General features: G+C 68.4%; 18 protein-coding genes. 2 read left to right on the top strand and 16 right to left on the bottom strand.

Annotated features, from left to right (window positions below):
* Nucleotides 1-6: 6 nt before the first annotated feature.
* The 9 genes from RTW82_RS12950 to paaA all read right to left on the bottom strand — a co-directional run bounded on the left by RTW82_RS12950 (nucleotide 7) and on the right by paaA (nucleotide 9,667).
* A complete protein-coding gene (locus RTW82_RS12950) occupies nucleotides 7-1,344 on the bottom strand; it encodes a hypothetical protein (protein ID WP_316925318.1) in 1,338 nt (445 codons plus the stop codon).
* A gap of 226 nt (nucleotides 1,345-1,570) precedes the next feature.
* Nucleotides 1,571-3,625: a phenylacetic acid degradation bifunctional protein PaaZ gene (gene paaZ / locus RTW82_RS12955; protein WP_316925319.1), complete on the bottom strand. Its 2,055-nt coding sequence runs from the start codon at nucleotides 3,623-3,625 to the stop codon at nucleotides 1,571-1,573.
* Between the two features lie 71 nt (nucleotides 3,626-3,696).
* Nucleotides 3,697-5,343 (bottom strand): cation acetate symporter, encoded by a 1,647-nt coding sequence (locus tag RTW82_RS12960; protein ID WP_316925320.1) that lies wholly within the window; start codon nucleotides 5,341-5,343, stop codon nucleotides 3,697-3,699.
* Nucleotides 5,340-5,648 carry a DUF485 domain-containing protein gene (locus RTW82_RS12965; RefSeq protein ID WP_316925321.1) on the bottom strand — a complete coding sequence of 103 codons (309 nt, stop codon included), beginning with the start codon at nucleotides 5,646-5,648 and terminating at the stop codon, nucleotides 5,340-5,342. Before RTW82_RS12965 ends, RTW82_RS12960 begins: the two co-directional genes overlap by 4 nt.
* Nucleotides 5,649-5,811: 163 nt before the next feature.
* Nucleotides 5,812-6,888 (bottom strand): 1,2-phenylacetyl-CoA epoxidase subunit PaaE, encoded by a 1,077-nt coding sequence (gene paaE, locus RTW82_RS12970; protein ID WP_316925322.1) that lies wholly within the window; start codon nucleotides 6,886-6,888, stop codon nucleotides 5,812-5,814.
* Nucleotides 6,889-7,053: 165 nt separating this feature from the next.
* Complete coding sequence (gene paaD / locus RTW82_RS12975) at nucleotides 7,054-7,587, bottom strand: 1,2-phenylacetyl-CoA epoxidase subunit PaaD (RefSeq protein ID WP_316925323.1); 534 nt, start codon at nucleotides 7,585-7,587, stop codon at nucleotides 7,054-7,056.
* Nucleotides 7,574-8,335, bottom strand: coding sequence for a 1,2-phenylacetyl-CoA epoxidase subunit PaaC (paaC, locus tag RTW82_RS12980; RefSeq protein ID WP_316925324.1), 762 nt, complete (start codon nucleotides 8,333-8,335; stop codon nucleotides 7,574-7,576). Before paaC ends, paaD begins: the two co-directional genes overlap by 14 nt.
* Before the next feature lie 10 nt (nucleotides 8,336-8,345).
* Entirely contained in the window at nucleotides 8,346-8,627 is a 282-nt protein-coding gene (paaB, locus tag RTW82_RS12985; RefSeq protein WP_111262632.1) for a 1,2-phenylacetyl-CoA epoxidase subunit PaaB, read from the bottom strand.
* A 50-nt stretch (nucleotides 8,628-8,677) separates the two neighbouring features.
* Nucleotides 8,678-9,667, bottom strand: coding sequence for a 1,2-phenylacetyl-CoA epoxidase subunit PaaA (gene paaA / locus RTW82_RS12990; protein WP_316925325.1), 990 nt, complete (start codon nucleotides 9,665-9,667; stop codon nucleotides 8,678-8,680).
* A gap of 113 nt (nucleotides 9,668-9,780) precedes the next feature.
* Between paaA and RTW82_RS12995 the strand changes: the two genes are divergently transcribed.
* Nucleotides 9,781-10,419, top strand: a complete 639-nt coding sequence (locus RTW82_RS12995; protein WP_316925326.1) for a hypothetical protein — start codon at nucleotides 9,781-9,783, stop codon at nucleotides 10,417-10,419.
* A 69-nt stretch (nucleotides 10,420-10,488) separates the two neighbouring features.
* Nucleotides 10,489-10,677 (top strand): hypothetical protein, encoded by a 189-nt coding sequence (locus RTW82_RS13000; protein WP_316925327.1) that lies wholly within the window; start codon nucleotides 10,489-10,491, stop codon nucleotides 10,675-10,677.
* A gap of 154 nt (nucleotides 10,678-10,831) precedes the next feature.
* Here the strand turns inward: RTW82_RS13000 and RTW82_RS13005 are convergent, their stop codons facing one another.
* From RTW82_RS13005 to paaF, 7 genes are all read right to left on the bottom strand, one after another.
* Nucleotides 10,832-11,185, bottom strand: coding sequence for a DUF1428 domain-containing protein (locus tag RTW82_RS13005; protein WP_316925328.1), 354 nt, complete (start codon nucleotides 11,183-11,185; stop codon nucleotides 10,832-10,834).
* 230 nt (nucleotides 11,186-11,415) lie between these two features.
* Nucleotides 11,416-12,729 (bottom strand): phenylacetate--CoA ligase PaaK, encoded by a 1,314-nt coding sequence (gene paaK, locus RTW82_RS13010; RefSeq protein WP_184489018.1) that lies wholly within the window; start codon nucleotides 12,727-12,729, stop codon nucleotides 11,416-11,418.
* Between the two features lie 90 nt (nucleotides 12,730-12,819).
* Nucleotides 12,820-14,025 (bottom strand): 3-oxoadipyl-CoA thiolase, encoded by a 1,206-nt coding sequence (gene pcaF / locus RTW82_RS13015; protein ID WP_316925329.1) that lies wholly within the window; start codon nucleotides 14,023-14,025, stop codon nucleotides 12,820-12,822.
* On the bottom strand, nucleotides 14,018-14,467 hold the full coding sequence (paaI, locus tag RTW82_RS13020; RefSeq protein ID WP_316925330.1) for a hydroxyphenylacetyl-CoA thioesterase PaaI: 450 nt from the start codon (nucleotides 14,465-14,467) through the stop codon (nucleotides 14,018-14,020). The genes pcaF and paaI overlap by 8 nt, the downstream gene beginning before the upstream one ends.
* Nucleotides 14,454-15,977, bottom strand: coding sequence for a 3-hydroxyacyl-CoA dehydrogenase PaaH (paaH, locus tag RTW82_RS13025; RefSeq protein WP_316925331.1), 1,524 nt, complete (start codon nucleotides 15,975-15,977; stop codon nucleotides 14,454-14,456). The genes paaI and paaH overlap by 14 nt, the downstream gene beginning before the upstream one ends.
* A gap of 4 nt (nucleotides 15,978-15,981) precedes the next feature.
* Nucleotides 15,982-16,773, bottom strand: coding sequence for a 2-(1,2-epoxy-1,2-dihydrophenyl)acetyl-CoA isomerase PaaG (paaG, locus tag RTW82_RS13030; protein ID WP_316925332.1), 792 nt, complete (start codon nucleotides 16,771-16,773; stop codon nucleotides 15,982-15,984).
* Between the two features lie 38 nt (nucleotides 16,774-16,811).
* A complete protein-coding gene (paaF, locus tag RTW82_RS13035; protein ID WP_316925333.1) occupies nucleotides 16,812-17,585 on the bottom strand; it encodes a 2,3-dehydroadipyl-CoA hydratase PaaF in 774 nt (257 codons plus the stop codon).
* Between the last annotated feature and the right edge of the window lie 278 nt (nucleotides 17,586-17,863).

Below are 17,863 nucleotides of genomic sequence, written 5' to 3' on the forward strand. Positions count from 1 at the left end.
GGAGGCTCAGAAGTGGCTGGCGAACACCAGCTGGGTGTAGAGGTTGCGGTCGTTGCTGCCGATCTGGGTGCCGCCGTTGTCGGCGCTGCGGCTGGGCTCGTACACACCCACCACCGGCATGATCACCAGGTTGTCGTTGACCGCCCACTCGGCGTAGAGGTCCAGCTCGCGGCCGTCGAAGTTGCCCAGGTCGCGGTCGAGGGTGTCGAAGTCGAAGTACAGCGCGCCGATGCTCAGGTTCTCCAGCGGAGTGGCCTTGAGCGCCACGTGGTGGACGCGGGTGTTGCTGTTGAAGGGGCCGGCGTAGTTGGCCGCCACCTCGCCCTGGAACCAGGTGCCGTAGCCCCGGTTGAAGCCGAAGAACAGCGGGTCGAAGGCCTCGGAGAAGCGGCTGTAGCGGTAGCTGACGCTGGGGCTCCAGGGCGCATCGGCGAAGGTCCAGCCGGCTTCCAGGTACCAGGCGTCCTCGTTGTCGGCGGTCTTCTTGTCCTGCCAGGCGTATTCACCGGAGAGGAACAGGTTCTCCACGCCGGCATTGCCCTGGGCGCGCAGGCTGTAGGTCTTCATGCCGTCGCGGTCGAGCTGGATGGGGGAGGCGTATTCCTCGTCGACGTCGCGGATGTCGATCCAGGTCAGGCCGACGGTGCCTTGCTCGGCCACGTGTTCCAGGGTGCCGACGAACAGCTCGGGCTTGGCCTGGGAACGGTTGTCGGACTTCAGCCACATCAGATCGCCGCGCCAGCCGTCCTTGCCGCCGATGCGCAGCACGGCGGTCTGGTCGAAGGCCTTGCGCGCGGCCAGCCAGTAGGCGCCGCCCCGGTCGAACTCGCCGTCGGCCAGGCCGTTGCCCAGGTTCAGGGCGTCGCCGTTGATCAGGAAGCCGTCGCCCACCGAGATGTTCTGGCGGCCGAAGGAGAAGTCGATGCCGTCCTCGCCCAGGGCCTCGAACAGGCTGCCGGAGCGCCAGCCCAGGTAGGCGTCTTCGATCTTGGTGGTGCGCTCGTCACCGTCGGTGAAGCCCGCTGCGTCGCCATCTCCCCAGGTGGCGGAGCTGAGCAGGTTGAATGCGCCGTAGCCGGTACCCGCGCCGCCCAGGCCCTGGTCGCCGCTGATGCCGTACTTGATGTAGCCCTCGCGCCAGCTGGAGGAGCCCTTCGACTTGGTGCCGGTGGTGGCGTAGTTCTCCTGGCTGTGGAAGACGCCGAACACGGCTTCCAGGTCGGCATTGAGGTGGGTGTCTTCGTCGGCGTAGAGCTCGTAGGCCCCGGCCTGGGAGGCGCAGGCCACCAATAAAGCGAGGGTGGACAGCCGGAACAGCGGCGTGACGCGGGTGAGAGTTTGCATGCGTGGGATTCCCGTTGTTGTTGGTGTTGGCGTGGGGGCTCTACGCGGATCGGCCCATGGGGCGATGGTACGGATCGCCCTCGCGCCAGCCTTGTGCCTGCTTGCCAACCGTTTGGCTGTGCATGCCAGATTGCGTGGGAATCGTTCGGGTGTAGGGCAGAGGGGTGAACCCGGGCTGAAGCCCGGGCTACCTGGAGTTGCGGGGAGGTGCTGCGCGATACCTGGCTCAGGCAGGGCGCTTGAGCACCAGGGTGAGGATGTCGTAGCTGGCCACCAGCTCGCCGTTCTGGTTGGTGACTTCCACGTCCCAGGCCACCACGCCCTGGGGTTCGCCCTTGGCGCTCTTCTTGCCCTGGTCGATCTTGCGCTTGCAGGTCAGGCGCGCCTGGATGGTGTCGCCGATGCCCACCGGGTTGACGAAGCGCAGGGTGTCGAGGCCGTAGTTGGCCAGCACCGGGCCGGGGGCCGGGGAGACGAACAGGCCGGCGGCGGCGGAGAGCACGAAGTAGCCGTGGGCGATGCGCTTGCCGAACTGGGATTCCTTGGCCGCCAGCTCGTCGAAGTGCATGTAGAAGTGGTCGCCCGAGAGGCAGCCGAAGTTGACGATGTCGGCTTCGGTGACGGTGCGGCGGTGGGTGAGCAGGGATTCGCCGATCTGCAGCTCGTCGAACCAGCGGCGGAACGGGTGCACCTCGGTTTCGATCACCTTGGCGCCGCGCACGTATTCGCCGGTGACGGCGGCGAGCATGGTGGGCGAGCCCTGCACGGCGGCGCGTTGCAGGTAGTGCTTCACGGCGCGCAGGCCGCCCAGCTCCTCGCCACCGCCGGCGCGGCCGGGGCCGCCGTGCTTGAGCACCGGCAGCGGCGAGCCGTGGCCGGTGGATTCGGCGGCGGATTCGCGGTCGAGAATGTGCAGGCGGCCGTGCAGGGCGGCGGCGCGCGGCACCACGTAAGCGGCGACGGCGGGGGCGCGGGTCACCAGGCTGGCCACCAGGCTGCCCTTGCCACGGGCGGCGAGGGCGATGGCTTCGTCGATGTCGTCATAGGCCATCAGCGTGCTCACCGGGCCGAAGGCCTCGATGTCGTGGGCGCCGCCTTCGGCGTGCGGGTCGCGGGCGCGCAGCAGGGTGGGGGCGAAGAAGGCCCCTTCGGCCACGCCTTCACCTTGCGGGGCGAAGCCGTCGCGGGCACCGAACAGCAGCTCGCTGCCGGCCAGCAGGGTTTCCACCCGCGCGGCGACGTCGGCCTGCTGGGCATGGGAGGCCAGGGCGCCCATCTTCACGCCTTCCACGGCCGGGTCGCCGATCACCACCTTGGCCAGGCGTTCGCGCAGGCACTCGGCCACGGCGTCGATGTGTTTCGCCGGCACGATGGCGCGGCGGATGGCGGTGCACTTCTGCCCGGCCTTCACCGTCATCTCCCGGGCGACTTCCTTGACGAAGAGGTCGAACTCCGGGTCGTCCGGGGTGATTTCCGGGGCGAGGATGGCGCAGTTCAGCGAGTCCGCCTCGGCGTTGAAGGGGATGGAATTGCGCACCAGGTTGGCGTTCACCCGCAGCTTGGCGGCGGTGTCGGCGGAGCCGGTGAAGGTCACCACGTCCTGGCCCTGGAGGCGGTCGAGCAGATCGCCCGTGCCGCCGATCACCAGCTGCAGGCTGCCCTCGGGGAGCAGTCCGGACTCGTGCATCAGGCGCACGGCGGCCTCGGTGAGGTAACTGGTGGCGGTGGCCGGCTTGACGATGCAGGGCATGCCGGCGAGGAAGCTCGGCGCGAACTTCTCCAGCATCCCCCAGATGGGAAAGTTGAAGGCGTTGATGTGCACGGCGACGCCGCCGCGCGGCACCAGGATATGGCTACCGGCGAACAGGCCCTGCTTGCCCAGCTGCATGGCCGGGCCTTCATGCACCACGTTGCCGGAAGGCAGTTCGCGGGCGCCGACGCCGGCATAGGCGAACAGGGTGCCGCTGCCGCCCTCGATGTCGATCCAGCTGTCGGCGCGGGTGGCGCCGCTGTGGCGCGACAGGGCGTAGAGCTGCTCCTTGCGCTCGTTGAGGTAGAGGCCCAGGGCCTTGAGCCGCGCGGCGCGCTGCTGGAAGTCCAGCGCCATCAGTGCGGGGATGCCGCGGCGGCGGCCGAACTCGACGGCTTCGGCGAAATCCAGGTGCTCTTCATGGGTGCGGAACAGCGCGCTGCCGTCGATGGCGCTGCGCAGGGTCTGGGCGCCGTGCTGGCCGATCCAGCGGCCGGCGATAAGGCTCTGCAGGGTGGTGACGTTGCTCATGGTGGTTCTCCTTGAGGCGGTGTCCGAGGGGTGGGGCCGCCCCCGCTCGGGAGCTGGGGGCGGCCGAGGAGTCAGTGGCGGCTGGCGGCGGCTGCGCCGATGCCGGTCATGGAGCGGATGAACTGGGCCAGGTAGCGGCCGCGTTCCCGGGTGGCGCGCTCGGAACGGTCGGTGACCGAGAACAGCCAGGCGCTGGAGAAGGCCAGGGTCATGGAGAACAGCGCCGGGTTGGCGTAGGGGAACAGCGCCTGCTCGTGGTGCAGCACGTTGACCCACACCGCCGGGCTGGCCACCAGCAGGGCGATGGCCGACGCCAGGCCGGCCAGGCTGCCGGCCACGGCGCCCCGGGTGGTCAGGCCCTTCCAGAACATGGAGAGGAACAGCACCGGGAAGTTGACCGAGGCGGCGATGGCCAGCACCAGGCCGGAGAGGAAGGCGATGTTCTGCGACTCGAAGAGGATGCCGAGGATCACCGCCAGCACGCCGATGCACAGGGTGGCGATACGCGATACGCGCATCTCCTCGCGCTCGCTGGCCTGTCCCTTGCGCACCACGCAGGCGTAGAGGTCGTGGGACACCGCCGAGGCGCCGGACAGCGCCAGGCCGGCGACCACCGCGAGGATGGTGGCGAAGGCCACGGCGGAGATGAAGCCGAGGAACAGGCTGCCGCCCACGGCGTGGGACAGGTGCACGGCGACCATGTTGCCGCCGCCGATGATGGCGCCGGCGGCGTCGCGGAATTCGGGGTTGGTGCCGACCATGACGATGGAACCGAAGCCGACCACGATCAGCAGCAGGTAGAAGTAGCCGATGAAGCCGGTGGCGTAGAACACCGATTTGCGCGCTTCCTTGGCGTCGCTGACGGTGAAGAAACGCATGAGGATGTGCGGCAGGCCGGCGGTGCCGAACATCATGCCGAGCCCCAGGGAAATGGCGTCGACGGGGTTCGACAGCAGCCCGCCCGGCGCCATGATCGCGGTGCCCTTGGCATGCACCGAGGTGGCGGCGGCGAACATCGCCTCGGTGCTGAAGCCGAAGTGCCGGAGCACCATGAAGGCCATGAAGCTGGTGCCCGAGAGCAGCAGCACCGCCTTGATGATCTGCACCCAGGTGGTGGCGAGCATGCCGCCGAAGGTGACGTAGCAGACCATCAGCACGCCCACCAGCAGCACGGCCTGCAGGTAGCTGAGGCCGAACAGCAGCTCGATCAGCTTGCCGGCGCCGACCATCTGCGCCACCAGGTAGAGCAGGGCCACGGTGAGGGTGCCGAAGGCGGCGGTGATGCGGATCGGGCTCTGGTCGAGGCGGTAGGAGACCACGTCGGCGAAGGTGAAGCGGCCCAGGTTGCGCAGGCGCTCGGCGATCAGGAAGAGGATGATCGGCCAGCCGGCGAGCACGCCCAGGGCGTAGAGCAGGCCGTCGTAGCCGTTCATGAACATCATCGCGGAGATGCCGAGGAAGGACGCCGCGCTGATCATGTCGCCCGCGATCGCCAGGCCGTTCTGGAAGCCGCTGAGGCCGCCCCCGGCGGTGTAGAAGTCGGCGGTGGAGCGGGTGCGCAGGGCCGCCCAGCGGGTGATGCCGAGGGTGAAGAGGACGAACGCCAGGAACATGTAGATGGCGTTCCAGTTCAACGGCCGCGCGCCGGCATCGGCTGCCAGGGCAGTGCCCGAGGCCAGCAGGGCGGCGGATGCACAGAGGGCGAGGAGGGGCTTCATGGCGCGCACTCCTGCTTGAGCTTGTCGTTCAGCGGGTCGAGCACGCGGTTGGTGCGCGCCACGTAGATGCCGGTGAGGCCGAAGGCCAGCAGGATGATGACCACGCCCACCAGCATGCCGACGCTGGTGACCCCGCCGCTGAGGGAACGACCGAGCAGCTCCGGGGCGAAGGCCACCAGCAGCACGAAGCCGTAGTAGATCGCCAGCATGGCGGCGGTGAGGGACCAGGTCAGGCGCTGCTTGCGCTTGACCAGCTGGATGAAATCCGGGTGCTGCCGGATGCGATCGAGGTCTTGCGGGGTCATGGCTGCTCTCTCTTGTTGTGGTTGTCGAGACGGTGCGGCACGCAGGTGAAGCGGGTGGGTCTGCTCTCGTAGGGTGGGCTTCAGCCCACCGATTGGGGCGCGTAGCGTGCTGGTGGGCTGAAACGGAGCGCCGCCCGGCCCACCCTACGGTTCGGGGTTGGGATCAGAGCTGGTCGAAGTCCAGGGTCACGTTCTCGCTGACGGGATAGGACTGGCACGACAGCACGTAGCCGGCGGCCACCTCGTAGTCCTCCAGGGCGAAGTTGCTGTCCATCTCCACCTCGCCCTCGACCACCCGGCACTTGCAGGTGGAGCAGACGCCGGCCTTGCAGGAGTAGGGGAGTTCCAGGCCCTGGGCGTTGCCGGCGTCGAGCAGGCTCTGGCTGTTGCGCGCCAGCGCGAAGCTCACTTCGCGACCGTCGCTGATCACCGTCACCTGGCTTTGCGCGCTGCCTGCCTCTTGGGCGGCCTCGCGGGCTTCGCGCCTGTGCTCGCTGCCGGCGGCGGCGAACAGCTCGAAGTGGATGCGCTCGGCCGGCATGCCGTTGGCGCGGAGCTGGTCGCGCACGGTCTCGGTCATCGCCTGCGGGCCGCAGATGAACGCGGCGTCCAGGGCGCGCACGTCGATCCAGCGCTGGAACAGCTGGCCACACTTGTCGGCGTCGATGCGGCCGTTGTAGAGGTCCACGTCCTGCTGCTCGCGGCTGAACAGGAAGATCAGGTTGAGGCGCTGCAGGTAGCGGTTCTTCAGGTCCTCCAGCTGCTCGCGGAACAGCGCGGAGGCACTGGAACGGTTGCCGTAGAGCAGGGTGACGCGGCTGTGGGGCTCGGTTTCCAGGGTGGTCTTGACGATGGAGAGGATCGGCGTGATGCCGCTGCCGGCGGCGACCGCGAGGTAGTGGCCGCGGCGCGCCGGGTCCAGCGGCACGTTGAAGTGGCCGGACGGTGGCATCACCTCCAGGCTGTGGCCGGCCTTGAGCTGCTCGTTGGCCCAGCTGGAGAAGCGCCCGCCCGCCACGCGCTTGACCGCGACGCGCAGCTCGCCGTCGTTGACGCCGGTGCAGATGGAATAGGAGCGGCGCACTTCCTCGCCGTCCAGTTGGGTGCGCACCACCAGGTGCTGGCCCTGGGTGAAGCGGAAGCTCTCGCGCAGCGCGGCGGGAATGTCGAAGGCGATGGATACGGCGTCGCGGGTTTCCGGGCGCACGTCCTTGATGGTCAGGCTGTGGAACTTGCTCATGTTCTCTCCCGTGGCTGAGCCACACGGAGGACGAATACAAACGTCACGAGCGAAGGTCAGGCTAGGCGGAAGCAGGCGAGGAAGCGGAGTTTACGTCTGTAAATGAGCATTCCGAGGCTGTTTCCAACGACGCATGGCCGAGCGCAGTAGTTTGTCTTCGTCCTCCTAGATGCACTTGAAGTAATCGAAGGGCTCCAGGCAGTCCTTGCAACGGTGCAAGGCCTTGCAGGCCGTGGAGCCGAATTCGCTCAACTGTTCGGTATGCACGCTGCCGCACTGCGGGCAGCGGATTTCCGGGGCGTCCCCCAGCAGGGCGCGCTTGCTGGTGCTGCCGCTGGGCGGGGCGATACCGTAGGCGCGCAGGCGTTCGCGGCCCTCGTCGCTGATCCAGTCGGTGGTCCAGGCAGGCGCCAGGCGGCGTTCCAGGTTCGGCGCGGCGAAACCGGCGCCTTCCAGCGCCCGTTCGATGTCGCGCTCGATCACCTCGGTGGCCGGGCAACCCGAGTAGGTGGGGGTGACCACCACGTGCAGGTGGCCGCCCTGCCAGTCGAGGGCGCGGACGATGCCGAGGTCGACCACGCTGACCACCGGCACTTCCGGGTCCATCACCTCGCCGAGCACCGACCAGGCGCGGGCCAGGTCGGCGGGCGCACCGGGACGGGCGCCACGGTCGCTGGCGATCAGCTCACCAGGACGCATCGGGATGGGCCCTTTGCAGGAACTGCATCTCGGCCAGCAGCAGGCCGAGGTGCTCGGTGTGCAGGCCACGGCGGCCGGAAAGGTAGAAGTAGCTGGCCGGCTCCGGCAGCGGCAGGGTGGCGCTGGCGAAGGTGTCGGCGACCTTGGCCTTCCAGGCAGCGGCGACGTCGTCCGGCGCCGGAGCGATGCCAGCGGCGGCCAGGCGTTGCTCCACCTCGTCGCCGTTCACCAGTTCGACGGTGAAGCGCCAGGTGTCGCGGATGGCCGCCAGCATGCGCCGGTGGCTTTCCTCGGTGCCGTCGCCCAGGCGCTGCACCCACTCGGTGGAGCGGCGCAGGTGGTAGGTGACTTCCTTGAGGGCCTTGGCGGCGATGCCGGCGACGCGTTCATCGCTGGAGCTGCTGAGGCCGTGGAGTACCTGGAAGTGCCAGGCGTCATAGAGAAACTGCTTGGTGATGGTCACCGCGTAGTCGCCGTTGGGTTGCTCCACCAGCAGCAGGTTGCGGTAGGCGCGCTCGTCGCGGCGGTAGGCCAGGTGGTCGGCGTCGCGGCCGTCGTCCAGCAGCTCGGCGGCGTATTCCAGCCAGTTGCGGGCCTGGCCCACCAGGTCGAGGCCGACGTTCATCAACGCCAGCTCCTCTTCCAGGGCCGGGGCCTTGCCGCACCACTCGCAAAGGCGCTGGCCCTGCACCAGGGCGCTGTCGCCGAGGCGCAGCAGGTATTCGATCAGGTCGTGCTTGGCAGTCATGGCAGGCGCCTCACATGTGGCCGACTTCGGCCGGCAGCTCGTAGAAGCTGGCGTGGCGGTAGACCTTGTCCTCGGCCGGGTCGAACAGCGGCTCCTTCTCGTCGGGGGAGGAGGCGGTGATCAGCGCGGAGGGCACCACCCAGAGGCTCACACCCTCGTTGCGGCGGGTGTACAGCTCGCGGGCGTTCTCGATGGCCATGGCGGCGTCGGCGGCGTGCACGCTGCCGACATGCTTGTGGTTGAGGCCGTGCTTGCTGCGCACGAAGACCTCGAAAAGGGTCCATTCAGACATGGTTTTATCTCCTCGCGTGGGCCTGCTCGTGTCAGGCCGCTTCTTGTTGGTCAGGCGGCGTCGTGCTTCTGTTGTTTACGGGCATGGGCCACCGCGGCTTCGCGGACCCAGGCGCCGTCTTCGATGGCCTTGCGGCGGGTGGCGATGCGCTCGTGGTTGCAGGGGCCGTTGCCCTTGAGCACTTCGTAGAACTCGTCCCACTGGATGTCGCCGAAGTCGTAGTGGCCGCGCGCCTCGTTCCACTTCAGGTGCGGGTCCGGCGCGGTGCAGCCGAGCAGCTCCAGTTGCGGCACGGTCTGGTCGATGAAGCGCTGGCGCAGCTCGTCGTTGCCCTGGCGCTTGATCTTCCAGGCCATGGACTGGGCGCTGTTGGGGGAGTGTTCGTCGCTGGGGCCGAACATCATCAGCGAGGGCCACCAGAGGCGGTTGATGGCGTCCTGGACCATGTCCTTCTGCGCCTGGGTGCCGTTGCGCATCATGTGCAGGAGGATTTCGTAGCCCTGGCGCTGGTGGAAGGACTCTTCCTTGCAGATGCGGATCATGGCGCGGGAGTAGGGGCCGTAGGAGGTGCGCTGCAGCACCACCTGGTTGACGATGGCGGCGCCATCCACCAGCCAGCCTACCGCACCCATGTCGGCCCAGCTCAGGGTCGGATAGTTGAAGATGCTCGAGTACTTGGCGCGGCCGCTGTGCAGCTTGGCCACTTCCTCGTCACGGCAGGCGCCCAGGGTCTCCATGGCGCTGTAGAGGTAGAGGCCGTGGCCGGCCTCGTCCTGGATCTTCGCCATCAGCTGCAGCTTGCGCTTGAGGGTGGGCGCGCGGGTCACCCAGTTGCCCTCCGGCAGCATGCCGACGATCTCGGAATGCGCATGCTGGGAAATCTGCCGGATCAGCGTCTGCCGGTAGGCGTCCGGCATCCAGTTCTTCGGCTCGATCTTGATTTCCGCATCGATCTTTTCCTGGAAGGCGCGCTCTTCCGGGGACATCTCCTCCAGCGCCTTCACGCGCTTCACGCCGGTCTCAACCAATTGTGCGTACATGCCGTTCTCCAGCCATGCGGGTTCGTGGTGTGGCTTGGCCATGGCGCTAGTTTTAAATGATACAAAAATAAATATCAAATTAAAAAATAGGTGTCGTAATGGAGGGGCGGCAAGTGGCAAGCTTCAAGTGGCAAGCTAGGAGCTGGAAGCTGGAAGCTGGAAGCTGGAAGCTGGAAGCTGAGAGCCAGAGCCAGAGCCAGAGCCAGAGCCAGGGCGATGGGCTGCGGTTGGGTTGGGGCGCTTGCTGGCTTTTTCTTCCAGCTTCAAGCTTCAAGCTTCCAGCTAAGGGGAAAGAGATTCAAAATTACAGAAATGACTACGTTGTTCCGTTCCCTTTACTCTTTTTAACAATTGCCCTCCAAAGCTTAAAAGACCGGCGCGGTGCGCCTTTGCATACTGCGGGCCTGCCATCGGCATTGGAGGCCTTCATGTTCAGGCGCGTGTGTTCATCCTTCTGTTTCCATCCGGGTTCCGGCGCGGCGTTGGTGGCTTGGCGTGGGCCGAGGCCGTGGTCGTTCTCGGCGCCTTCGTCGGAGGCGTTCGGGCACCTGGCGCTGGCGTTGCTGGCCTGCGGGGTGGGTGTGGTGGCGCTGGTGGCTGCGCTGCGTCCGTTCCTCGCCTGCGCCGATGGCGGGCTGTGCCTGCCGCTGTTCTCGGCCGAGCTCGGTGAGCTGGTGGGCGTGCTGGTGGCGCTGGAGCTGATGGCCGTCGCCTGGCTGGTGAGCTCGCTGCGCGGGCTTGTGCGGGGCTGAGCGCCCTCGCATTCCACTCGAACCCATCATTCAGGGGATGCTCGAAATGACCACGAAGGCGAAGGGCTGATGGGCGCGGGTCTCGAAGCCATCGAGGTGCTGCTGGTCACCCCGCGCGTCGCAGAACTGCACGCCCAGGCCCTGGCAGAAGGCGCCACTGAACTGGCCGCCCCCACCCGCGAGGACTCCGGCCGCCTCGCCTCGCGCCTGCGATGGACCGACGGCGTGCTGGTGGCGCTGCAATCCCCGGCGCCGTAGCCCTGATCGGGTGGGCTACAGGCGTAGGGTGGGCTTCAGCCCACCGTTCTAGATGCTCCGACTTCTTCGTCCAATGGATGCTGCGCATCGATTCCTTGTGGGAGCGAATTCATTCGCGAAGAAAGCCCCGGGCTGAAGCCCGGGCTACCCGGCATCAGGCGTCGACTATCACTTCGAAGCCGCCGAAGATCATGCGCTGCCCGTCGAAGGGCATCTTCTCGGGGTCGGGGTGCAGGCGCGGGTCCTCCATGGATTTCTTCATGCCCTCGTCGCGGGCCTGGCGGGAGGGCCAGGTGATCCACGAGAACACCACCGTCTCGTCATCCTTGCGTTTCACCGCCATGGGGAAGGAGGTCACCTTGCCCTCTGGCACGTCATCGCCCCAGCACTCGACGACGCTGAGGGCGCCATGGTCCTTGAACACCTGGGCGGCGATGCGGGCGATGGCGATATAGGCCTCGCGCTCGGCTGTGGGCACGGGAACGACGAATCCATCTACATAGCTCATGAGCGATCTCCTGGTCGGTGGCGCGTGGCGGTCCACGTGCCGGTCTCATCCGGTAGTCGATTCAGGATTGGCGATTGAGACAGGGATGGAGCCGGAGCCGACAGGCGGTTGTAGGGAGTTGCGTGGGCGGGTGAGCGTTCGTGCGGAAGCCGCACGGGCGCTGTGACCCATCCTGCGGAGTGGCTCCGTAGGATGGGTAGAGCTGTGCGAAACCCATGCGGTGGTGCGGCTCACGCCTTGGCGCGGTTGTCGTAGACGTGGCAGGCCTTGCCCTCGGAGCGCTTCAGGGAGTACGCCGGGCGCAGCACGATGCGCGAGCTGATGCCGATGTAGGTCTTGATGTGGCGGCCCAGCTCGCTGCACAGCGCCAGTTCCTGGGTTTCGTCCAGGGGCTCCAGGCCGTGGCGGGGTTCGACGTGGACTTCCATGCTGTCGAGGTTGCCGTTGCGCGAGAGGTGGATCTCGTAGGTTTCGGCCAACTGGCGGACCTTGAGCACCTGCTCCTCGATCTGCGTGGGGAAGACGTTGACGCCCCGGATGATCAGCATGTCGTCGCTGCGCCCGGTGATCTTGTCGATGCGCCGCATGGGCCGCGCGGTGCCCGGCAGCAGGCGGGTGAGGTCGCGGGTGCGGTAGCGGATCATCGGCAGCGCCTCCTTGGACAGGGAGGTGAACACCAGCTCGCCCATCTGCCCGTCCGGCAGCACTTGGCCGGTCACCGGGTCGATGATCTCGGGGTAGAAGTGGTCTTCCCAGATGGTCGGGCCGTCCTTGGTTTCGGCGCATTCCATGGCCACGCCCGGGCCCATGATTTCCGAGAGGCCGTAGATGTCCAGGGCGGTGATGCCCAGGCGCTCCTCGATGGCGCGGCGCAGCTCGGCGGTCCAGGGTTCGGCGCCGAAGATGCCCAGGCGCAGGGCCAGCTTGTGCGGGTCCAGGCCCTGGCGCTCGATCTCGTCGGCCAGGTTCAGCATGTAGGAGGGGGTGACCATGATGATGTCCGGCTGGAAGTCGCGGATCAGCTGGACCTGCTTCTCGGTCTGGCCACCGGACATGGGGATCACGGTGCAGCCCAGGCGCTCGGCGCCGTAGTGCGCGCCGAGGCCGCCGGTGAACAGGCCGTAGCCGTAGGAGACGTGCACCTTGTCGCCCTTGCGGCCACCGGCGGCGCGGATCGAGCGCGCCACCACGTTGGCCCAGGTGTCGATGTCGTTCTGGGTGTAGCCGACCACGGTGGGCTTGCCGGTGGTGCCGCTGGAGGCGTGGATGCGCACCACCTCTTCCTGGGGCACGGCGAACATGCCGTAGGGGTAGTTGTCGCGCAGGTCGGACTTGCCGGTGAAGGGGAAACGGGCGAGGTCGTCGTGGCTTTTCAGGTCTTCGGGGTGCACGCCCAGTTCGTCGAAGCGCTGACGGTACAGCGGCACGTTGCGGTAGGCGTGGTCGAGGCTCCAGCGCAGGCGCTCCAACTGGTGCTGGCGGAGCTGGTCGACGCTGGCGGTTTCCATCGGGTCGAGCAAGGCGGCATTGGCGATCATGTTCATTTCATCACTCGTATTGTTCTTGTGCGTGGCGCTGGGCGCCTGAGTGCAGGAAGGCAGGATACTCCCGGCCTTCCCGGTCCGGTGTGGCGGTTACAGTTTTTCGATGATCAGGGCGATGCCCTGGCCGACGCCGATGCACAGGGTGCAGAGGGCGTAGCGGCCGGCGCGGGCTTCCAGCTCGTGCAGTGCGGTGGTGACCAGGCGCGCGCCACTCATGCCCAGCGGGTGGCCCAGGGCGATGGCGCCGCCATTGGGGTTGACCCGCGGGTCGTCGTCGGCCAGCTCCAGTTCGCGGAGCACGGCCAGGCCCTGGGCGGCGAAGGCTTCGTTGAGTTCGATCACGTCCATGTCGGCGAGCGACAGGCCGGCGAGCGCCAGCACCTTGCGCGTGGCCGGCACCGGGCCGATGCCCATGATGCGCGGCTCGACGCCGGAGCAGGCCATGGCGACCACGCGGGCGCGGGGTTTCAGGCCGAAGCGGCGGGCGGCATCGGTGCTGGCCAGCAGCAGGGCGCAGGCGCCGTCGTTGACCCCGGAGGCGTTGCCGGCGGTGACGCTGCCGCCCTCGCGGAACGGCGTGCCGAGGCGCGCCAGCTGTTCCAGGGTGGTGTCGCTGCGCGGGTGTTCGTCCTGCTCGACCCACTTCGACGGCCCCTTGCGCTGGGCAATCTCCACCGGAACGATTTCCTTCGCCAGGCGGCCATTGGCCTGGGCGGCGACGGCCTTGAGCTGGCTGCGCAGGGCGAAGGCGTCCTGGTCGGCGCGGCTGATGCCGAACTGCTCGGCGACGTTCTCCGCCGTCTCGGGCATGGAGTCGATGCCGTACTGGCGCTTCATCAGACCGTTGACGAAGCGCCAGCCGATGGTGGTGTCGAACAGCTCCGCGCTGCGGCCGAAGGCCTGCTCGGATTTGCCCATCACGAAGGGCGCGCGGGACATGGATTCCACGCCGCCGGCCAGCATCAGCCCGGCCTCGCCGCAGCGCAGGGCGCGGGCGGCGCTGCCGATGGCGTCCAGCCCCGAGCCGCACAGGCGGTTGAGGGTGGTGCCGGGCACGGTGACCGGCAGACCGGCGAGCAGGGCGGCCATGCGTGCGACGTTGCGGTTGTCTTCGCCGGCCTGGTTGGCGCAGCCGTAGATCACGTCGTCGATGGCGCCCCAGTCCAGCTCGGGGTGACGCTGCATCAGGGCGCGGATCGGCACCGCGCCAAGGTCGTCGGCGCGAACGGAGGACAGGGCGCCGGCGTAGCGCCCGATGGGCGTGCGCACGGCGTCGATGATCAGGGCGTCATTCATGCAGGGATTCCTCGTCGAGCAGGGCGCCGCGCACCTTGTAGGACTTGCCGTGGAACAGGGCGATCAGCTGCCCGTTCTGGTTCTCGATGCGTACGTCGTAGTTGCCGGTGCGGCCGCTGCGGCTCTGTTCGGTGGCCTGGGCGGTGAGGGTGTCCCCCAGGTGCGCCGGGGCCACGTAGTCGATGCTGCAGCCGATGGCCACGGTGACTTCGTTGTAGGTGTTGCAGGCGAAGGCGAAGGCCGAGTCGGCCAGGGCGAACAGGTGCCCGCCATGGCAGGTGCCGACGCCCTGCAGCATGTCGGCGCGCACGCTCATGCCGACCCGTGCGGCGCCGGGCGCCACCGAGAGCAGGCGCATGCCCATGGCCTGGCTGGCGGCGTCGCGTTCGTACAGGGTGCTGGCGCAGGCTTCGGCCAGCGACAGGGCTTCACGGTTGGTCATGCAGCGTCCTCCCTTCGGCCACCCGGCGGCGCAGGGCCAGCGAGGGGCGGTAGCGCGGCTCGCCATAGGCGGCCTGCAGGTTGTCCAGGGTGCCCAGCACCTGGGGCAGGCCGATGGCGTCGGCCCAGGCCAGCGGGCCGCGCGGGTAATTGACCCCGGCGCACATGGCCAGGTCGATGTCGGCGGCGCTGGCGACCCCGTGGAGCAGGGCGTCGGCGCCTTCGTTGGCGAGCATGGCCACGGTGCGCAGCACGGCGAGGCCGGGGACGTCGGCCAGCGGGCTGGCGGCGATGCCGGCGCGGGCGAGCAGGGCGACCGCCGCGTCGATGGCGGCCTGGGTGGTGCCCGCCGCCCAGCTGACGCCGAGGCGTTCGGCGCGGCCGTAGTCGAGGGCCAGGTCCAGCAGCACCAGGTTGTCGAGGCCGTCCTCGCGGGCGCGCTGGGCGGCCAGGCGGCCGTCGCTCAGCGCCAGGGTGGCGTCGCCGACCCGCAGCAGCCCGGCGCCGTCACGGCGGGTGACCCGCACGCCGGCGTTTTCCAGGCGCTGTACCAGCGGGGCTGCGACACCGAGGTCGCCTTCGATGGCGCAGGCGTCCACGGTGGCGGTGCTGGCGAGCGTTGCCGCCTGCGGGCGCTCGGCACCTTCGGCGTAGTCGTAGAAGCCCCGGCCGCTCTTGCGCCCGAGGCGGCCGGCTTCCACCAGCTCCTTCTGGATCAGCGAGGGCTGGAAGCGGAAGTCGCCGTAGTAGGCGTCGAACACCGAGCAGGTGACGGCGTAGTTGACGTCATGGCCGATCAGGTCGGTGAGCTCGAAGGCACCCATGCGGAAGCCGCCGGCCTCGCGCAGCAAGGCGTCGAGGGTGGCGCAGTCGGCTGCACCTTCCTGCAGCAGGCGCAGGCTTTCGGCATAGAAGGGGCGCGCCACGCGGTTGACGATGAAGCCGGGGGTGGAGCGGGCGTGCACCGGCTGCTTGCCCCAGGCGTGGGCGGTTGCGAACAGGCGGGCGGCCAGGGTCGGGTCGCTGGCGAGGCCGGAGACGACTTCCACCAGCGCCATCAGCGGCGCGGGGTTGAAGAAGTGCATGCCGAGTACACGGCCCGGGTGCTGCAGGCCGGCGGCGAGGCTGGTGATGGACAGCGAGGAGGTGTTGCTGGCGAGGATGCAATCGGGGGCGCACAGGGCTTCCAGGCGCTGCAGCAGCTCGCGCTTGATCTCCAGCTTCTCGACGATCGCCTCGATCACCAGGCCGGCGTCGGCCAGTTCTTCCAGCGCATCGGCCGGGCGCAGGCGGGCGAGGGTGGCGGCCTGGGCGGCGGCCTCCAGCTTGCCTTTCTCCACCAGGCGGGCGAGCTGCCGGTCGATGCCGGCGATGGCCTGGGCCGCAGCACCGGGGCGGGTGTCGTACAGGCGCACCGGGTGCCCGGCCTGGGCGGCGACCTGGGCGATGCCGGCGCCCATGGCGCCAGCGCCGATCACGGCCACCGGGGTTTCTCTGTTCAGGGCGTGCATGGGCTCAGCGTCCTTTGAAGCTCGGGGTGCGTTTCTCCATGAAGGCGCCAACGCCTTCGCGGTAGTCCTCGCTGCGGCCGGCGAGGCGCTGCAGGTCGCGCTCCAGTTCCAGCTGCTGGTCGAAGCCGTTGTCCAGGCTGGCGTTGAGGGCGCGCTTGATCAGGGCCAGGCCGTAGGTGGGCTGGGTGGCCAGGTGGCGCGCCAGCTTCAGGGCCTCGTCGCGCAGCGCGGCGTCGTCCACCACGCGGTGGATCAGCCCCCATTGCTCGGCCTGTTCGGCGGTCAGTCGGTCGCCCAGCAGGGCTAGGGCCTTGGCGCGGGCCATGCCGACCAGGCGCGGCAGGCTCCAGGTGCCGCCGGAGTCGGGCACCAGGCCGATCTTGCAGAAGGCCTGGATGAAGCTCGCGGAGCGCGCCGCCAACACCAGGTCGCAGGCCAGCGGGATGTTGGCGCCGGCACCGGCGGCCACGCCGTTGACCGCGCAGATCACCGGCAGCGGCAGGTCGCGCAGGGCGCGGATCAGCGGGTTGTAGAAGCGCTCGATGGACAGCCCCAGGTCGGGCATTTCGGCGCCCGGTGCGACGTTGCGGTCGGCCAGGTCCTGCCCGGCGCAGAAGCCGCGGCCCTCGCCGGTGAGCAGCAGCACGCGCACCTCCGGGTCCTGGCGCACGCGCTTGAGGGCCTCGCGGACTTCGCCGTGCATGGCGGCGTTGAAGCTGTTCAGCTGTTCGGGACGGTTGAGGCTGAGGGTGGCGACCCCGGCCTCGATGGAAAACAGGATGTGCTCGAAATTCATGGCGTGCGCTCTATGGAGTCGAGTTGTGGGCGGCCGGGTCAGCGGCCGGTGAATTCGGGGGTGCGTTTCTCGCGGAAGGCGGCGAGGCCTTCTTCGCGGTCGGCGGTGCCGGCCAGCAGGGTGAAGGCGTGGCGCTCGAAGCGCAGGCCGCTGGCGAGGTCGGTGTCCTGCGCCTTGAGCAACGCCTCCTTGGCCAGGCGCAGCGCCAGGGGCGCCTTGCCGGCGATGACGCGGGCGATGGCCAGGGCGCGCTCGACGGTGAACTCCGGCTGAGTCACTTCGCTGACCAGGCCGGCGCGCAGGGCGTGGCGGGCGTCGATGGCCTCGCCGCTGAGCACCATCTGCATGGCCAGGGACTTGCCCACGGCGCGCAGCAGACGCTGGGTGCCACCGGCGCCGGGCATGATGCCGAGGTTGATTTCCGGCTGGCCGAAGCGGGCGTCCTCGCCGGCGATGAGGATGTCGGCGTGCATGGCCAGTTCGCAGCCGCCGCCGAGGGCGAAGCCGTTGACCGCGGCGATCAGGGGTTTGGGGAAACGGGTGATGCGCTGCCAGTGGGCCTGGCGCGGGTCGTCGAGGATGCCCGCCAGGTCGCGCTCGGCCATCTCGTTGATGTCGGCGCCGGCGGCGAAGGCCTTGCGGCTGCCGGTGATCACCACCACGCGGGTCTGCGGGTCGTGTTCCGCATCGTCCAGTTCCTGGGCCAGTTCGCCCAGCAGCCGGGTGTTCAGGGCGTTGAGCGCCTCCGGGCGCTGCAGGGTGATCAGGCGCACGCCCCGGTCAGGGGGCAGGACGGCAAGAGTCTCGGGCATGGAACGGGCCCTCAGGGTGCACGCACGGCATCTGGGCCGGGCTTTGTTGTTGGATTGCCAGGCGTTCGTCCGTTGGGCGGGCTGGCGTTTTTCCGGAGTATACGCATGAAGCGATACAAAACAATAAGTATTGAATCGTATTTATGTGTCTCTAATGGAGTGGCTTTCCATGCTTCGATGGGTATCCGGGTGCTGGCCTGCTGCCTTTTCCTGGGAAGTTTATCCAGTATTTATGCGGGTTTCGCGAGGCGGGCGTGGGCCTCGCACCAACCGATACG

The organism is Pseudomonas sp. zfem005, from assembly GCF_032621735.1.
Taxonomy (GTDB): domain Bacteria; phylum Pseudomonadota; class Gammaproteobacteria; order Pseudomonadales; family Pseudomonadaceae; genus Metapseudomonas; species Metapseudomonas solani.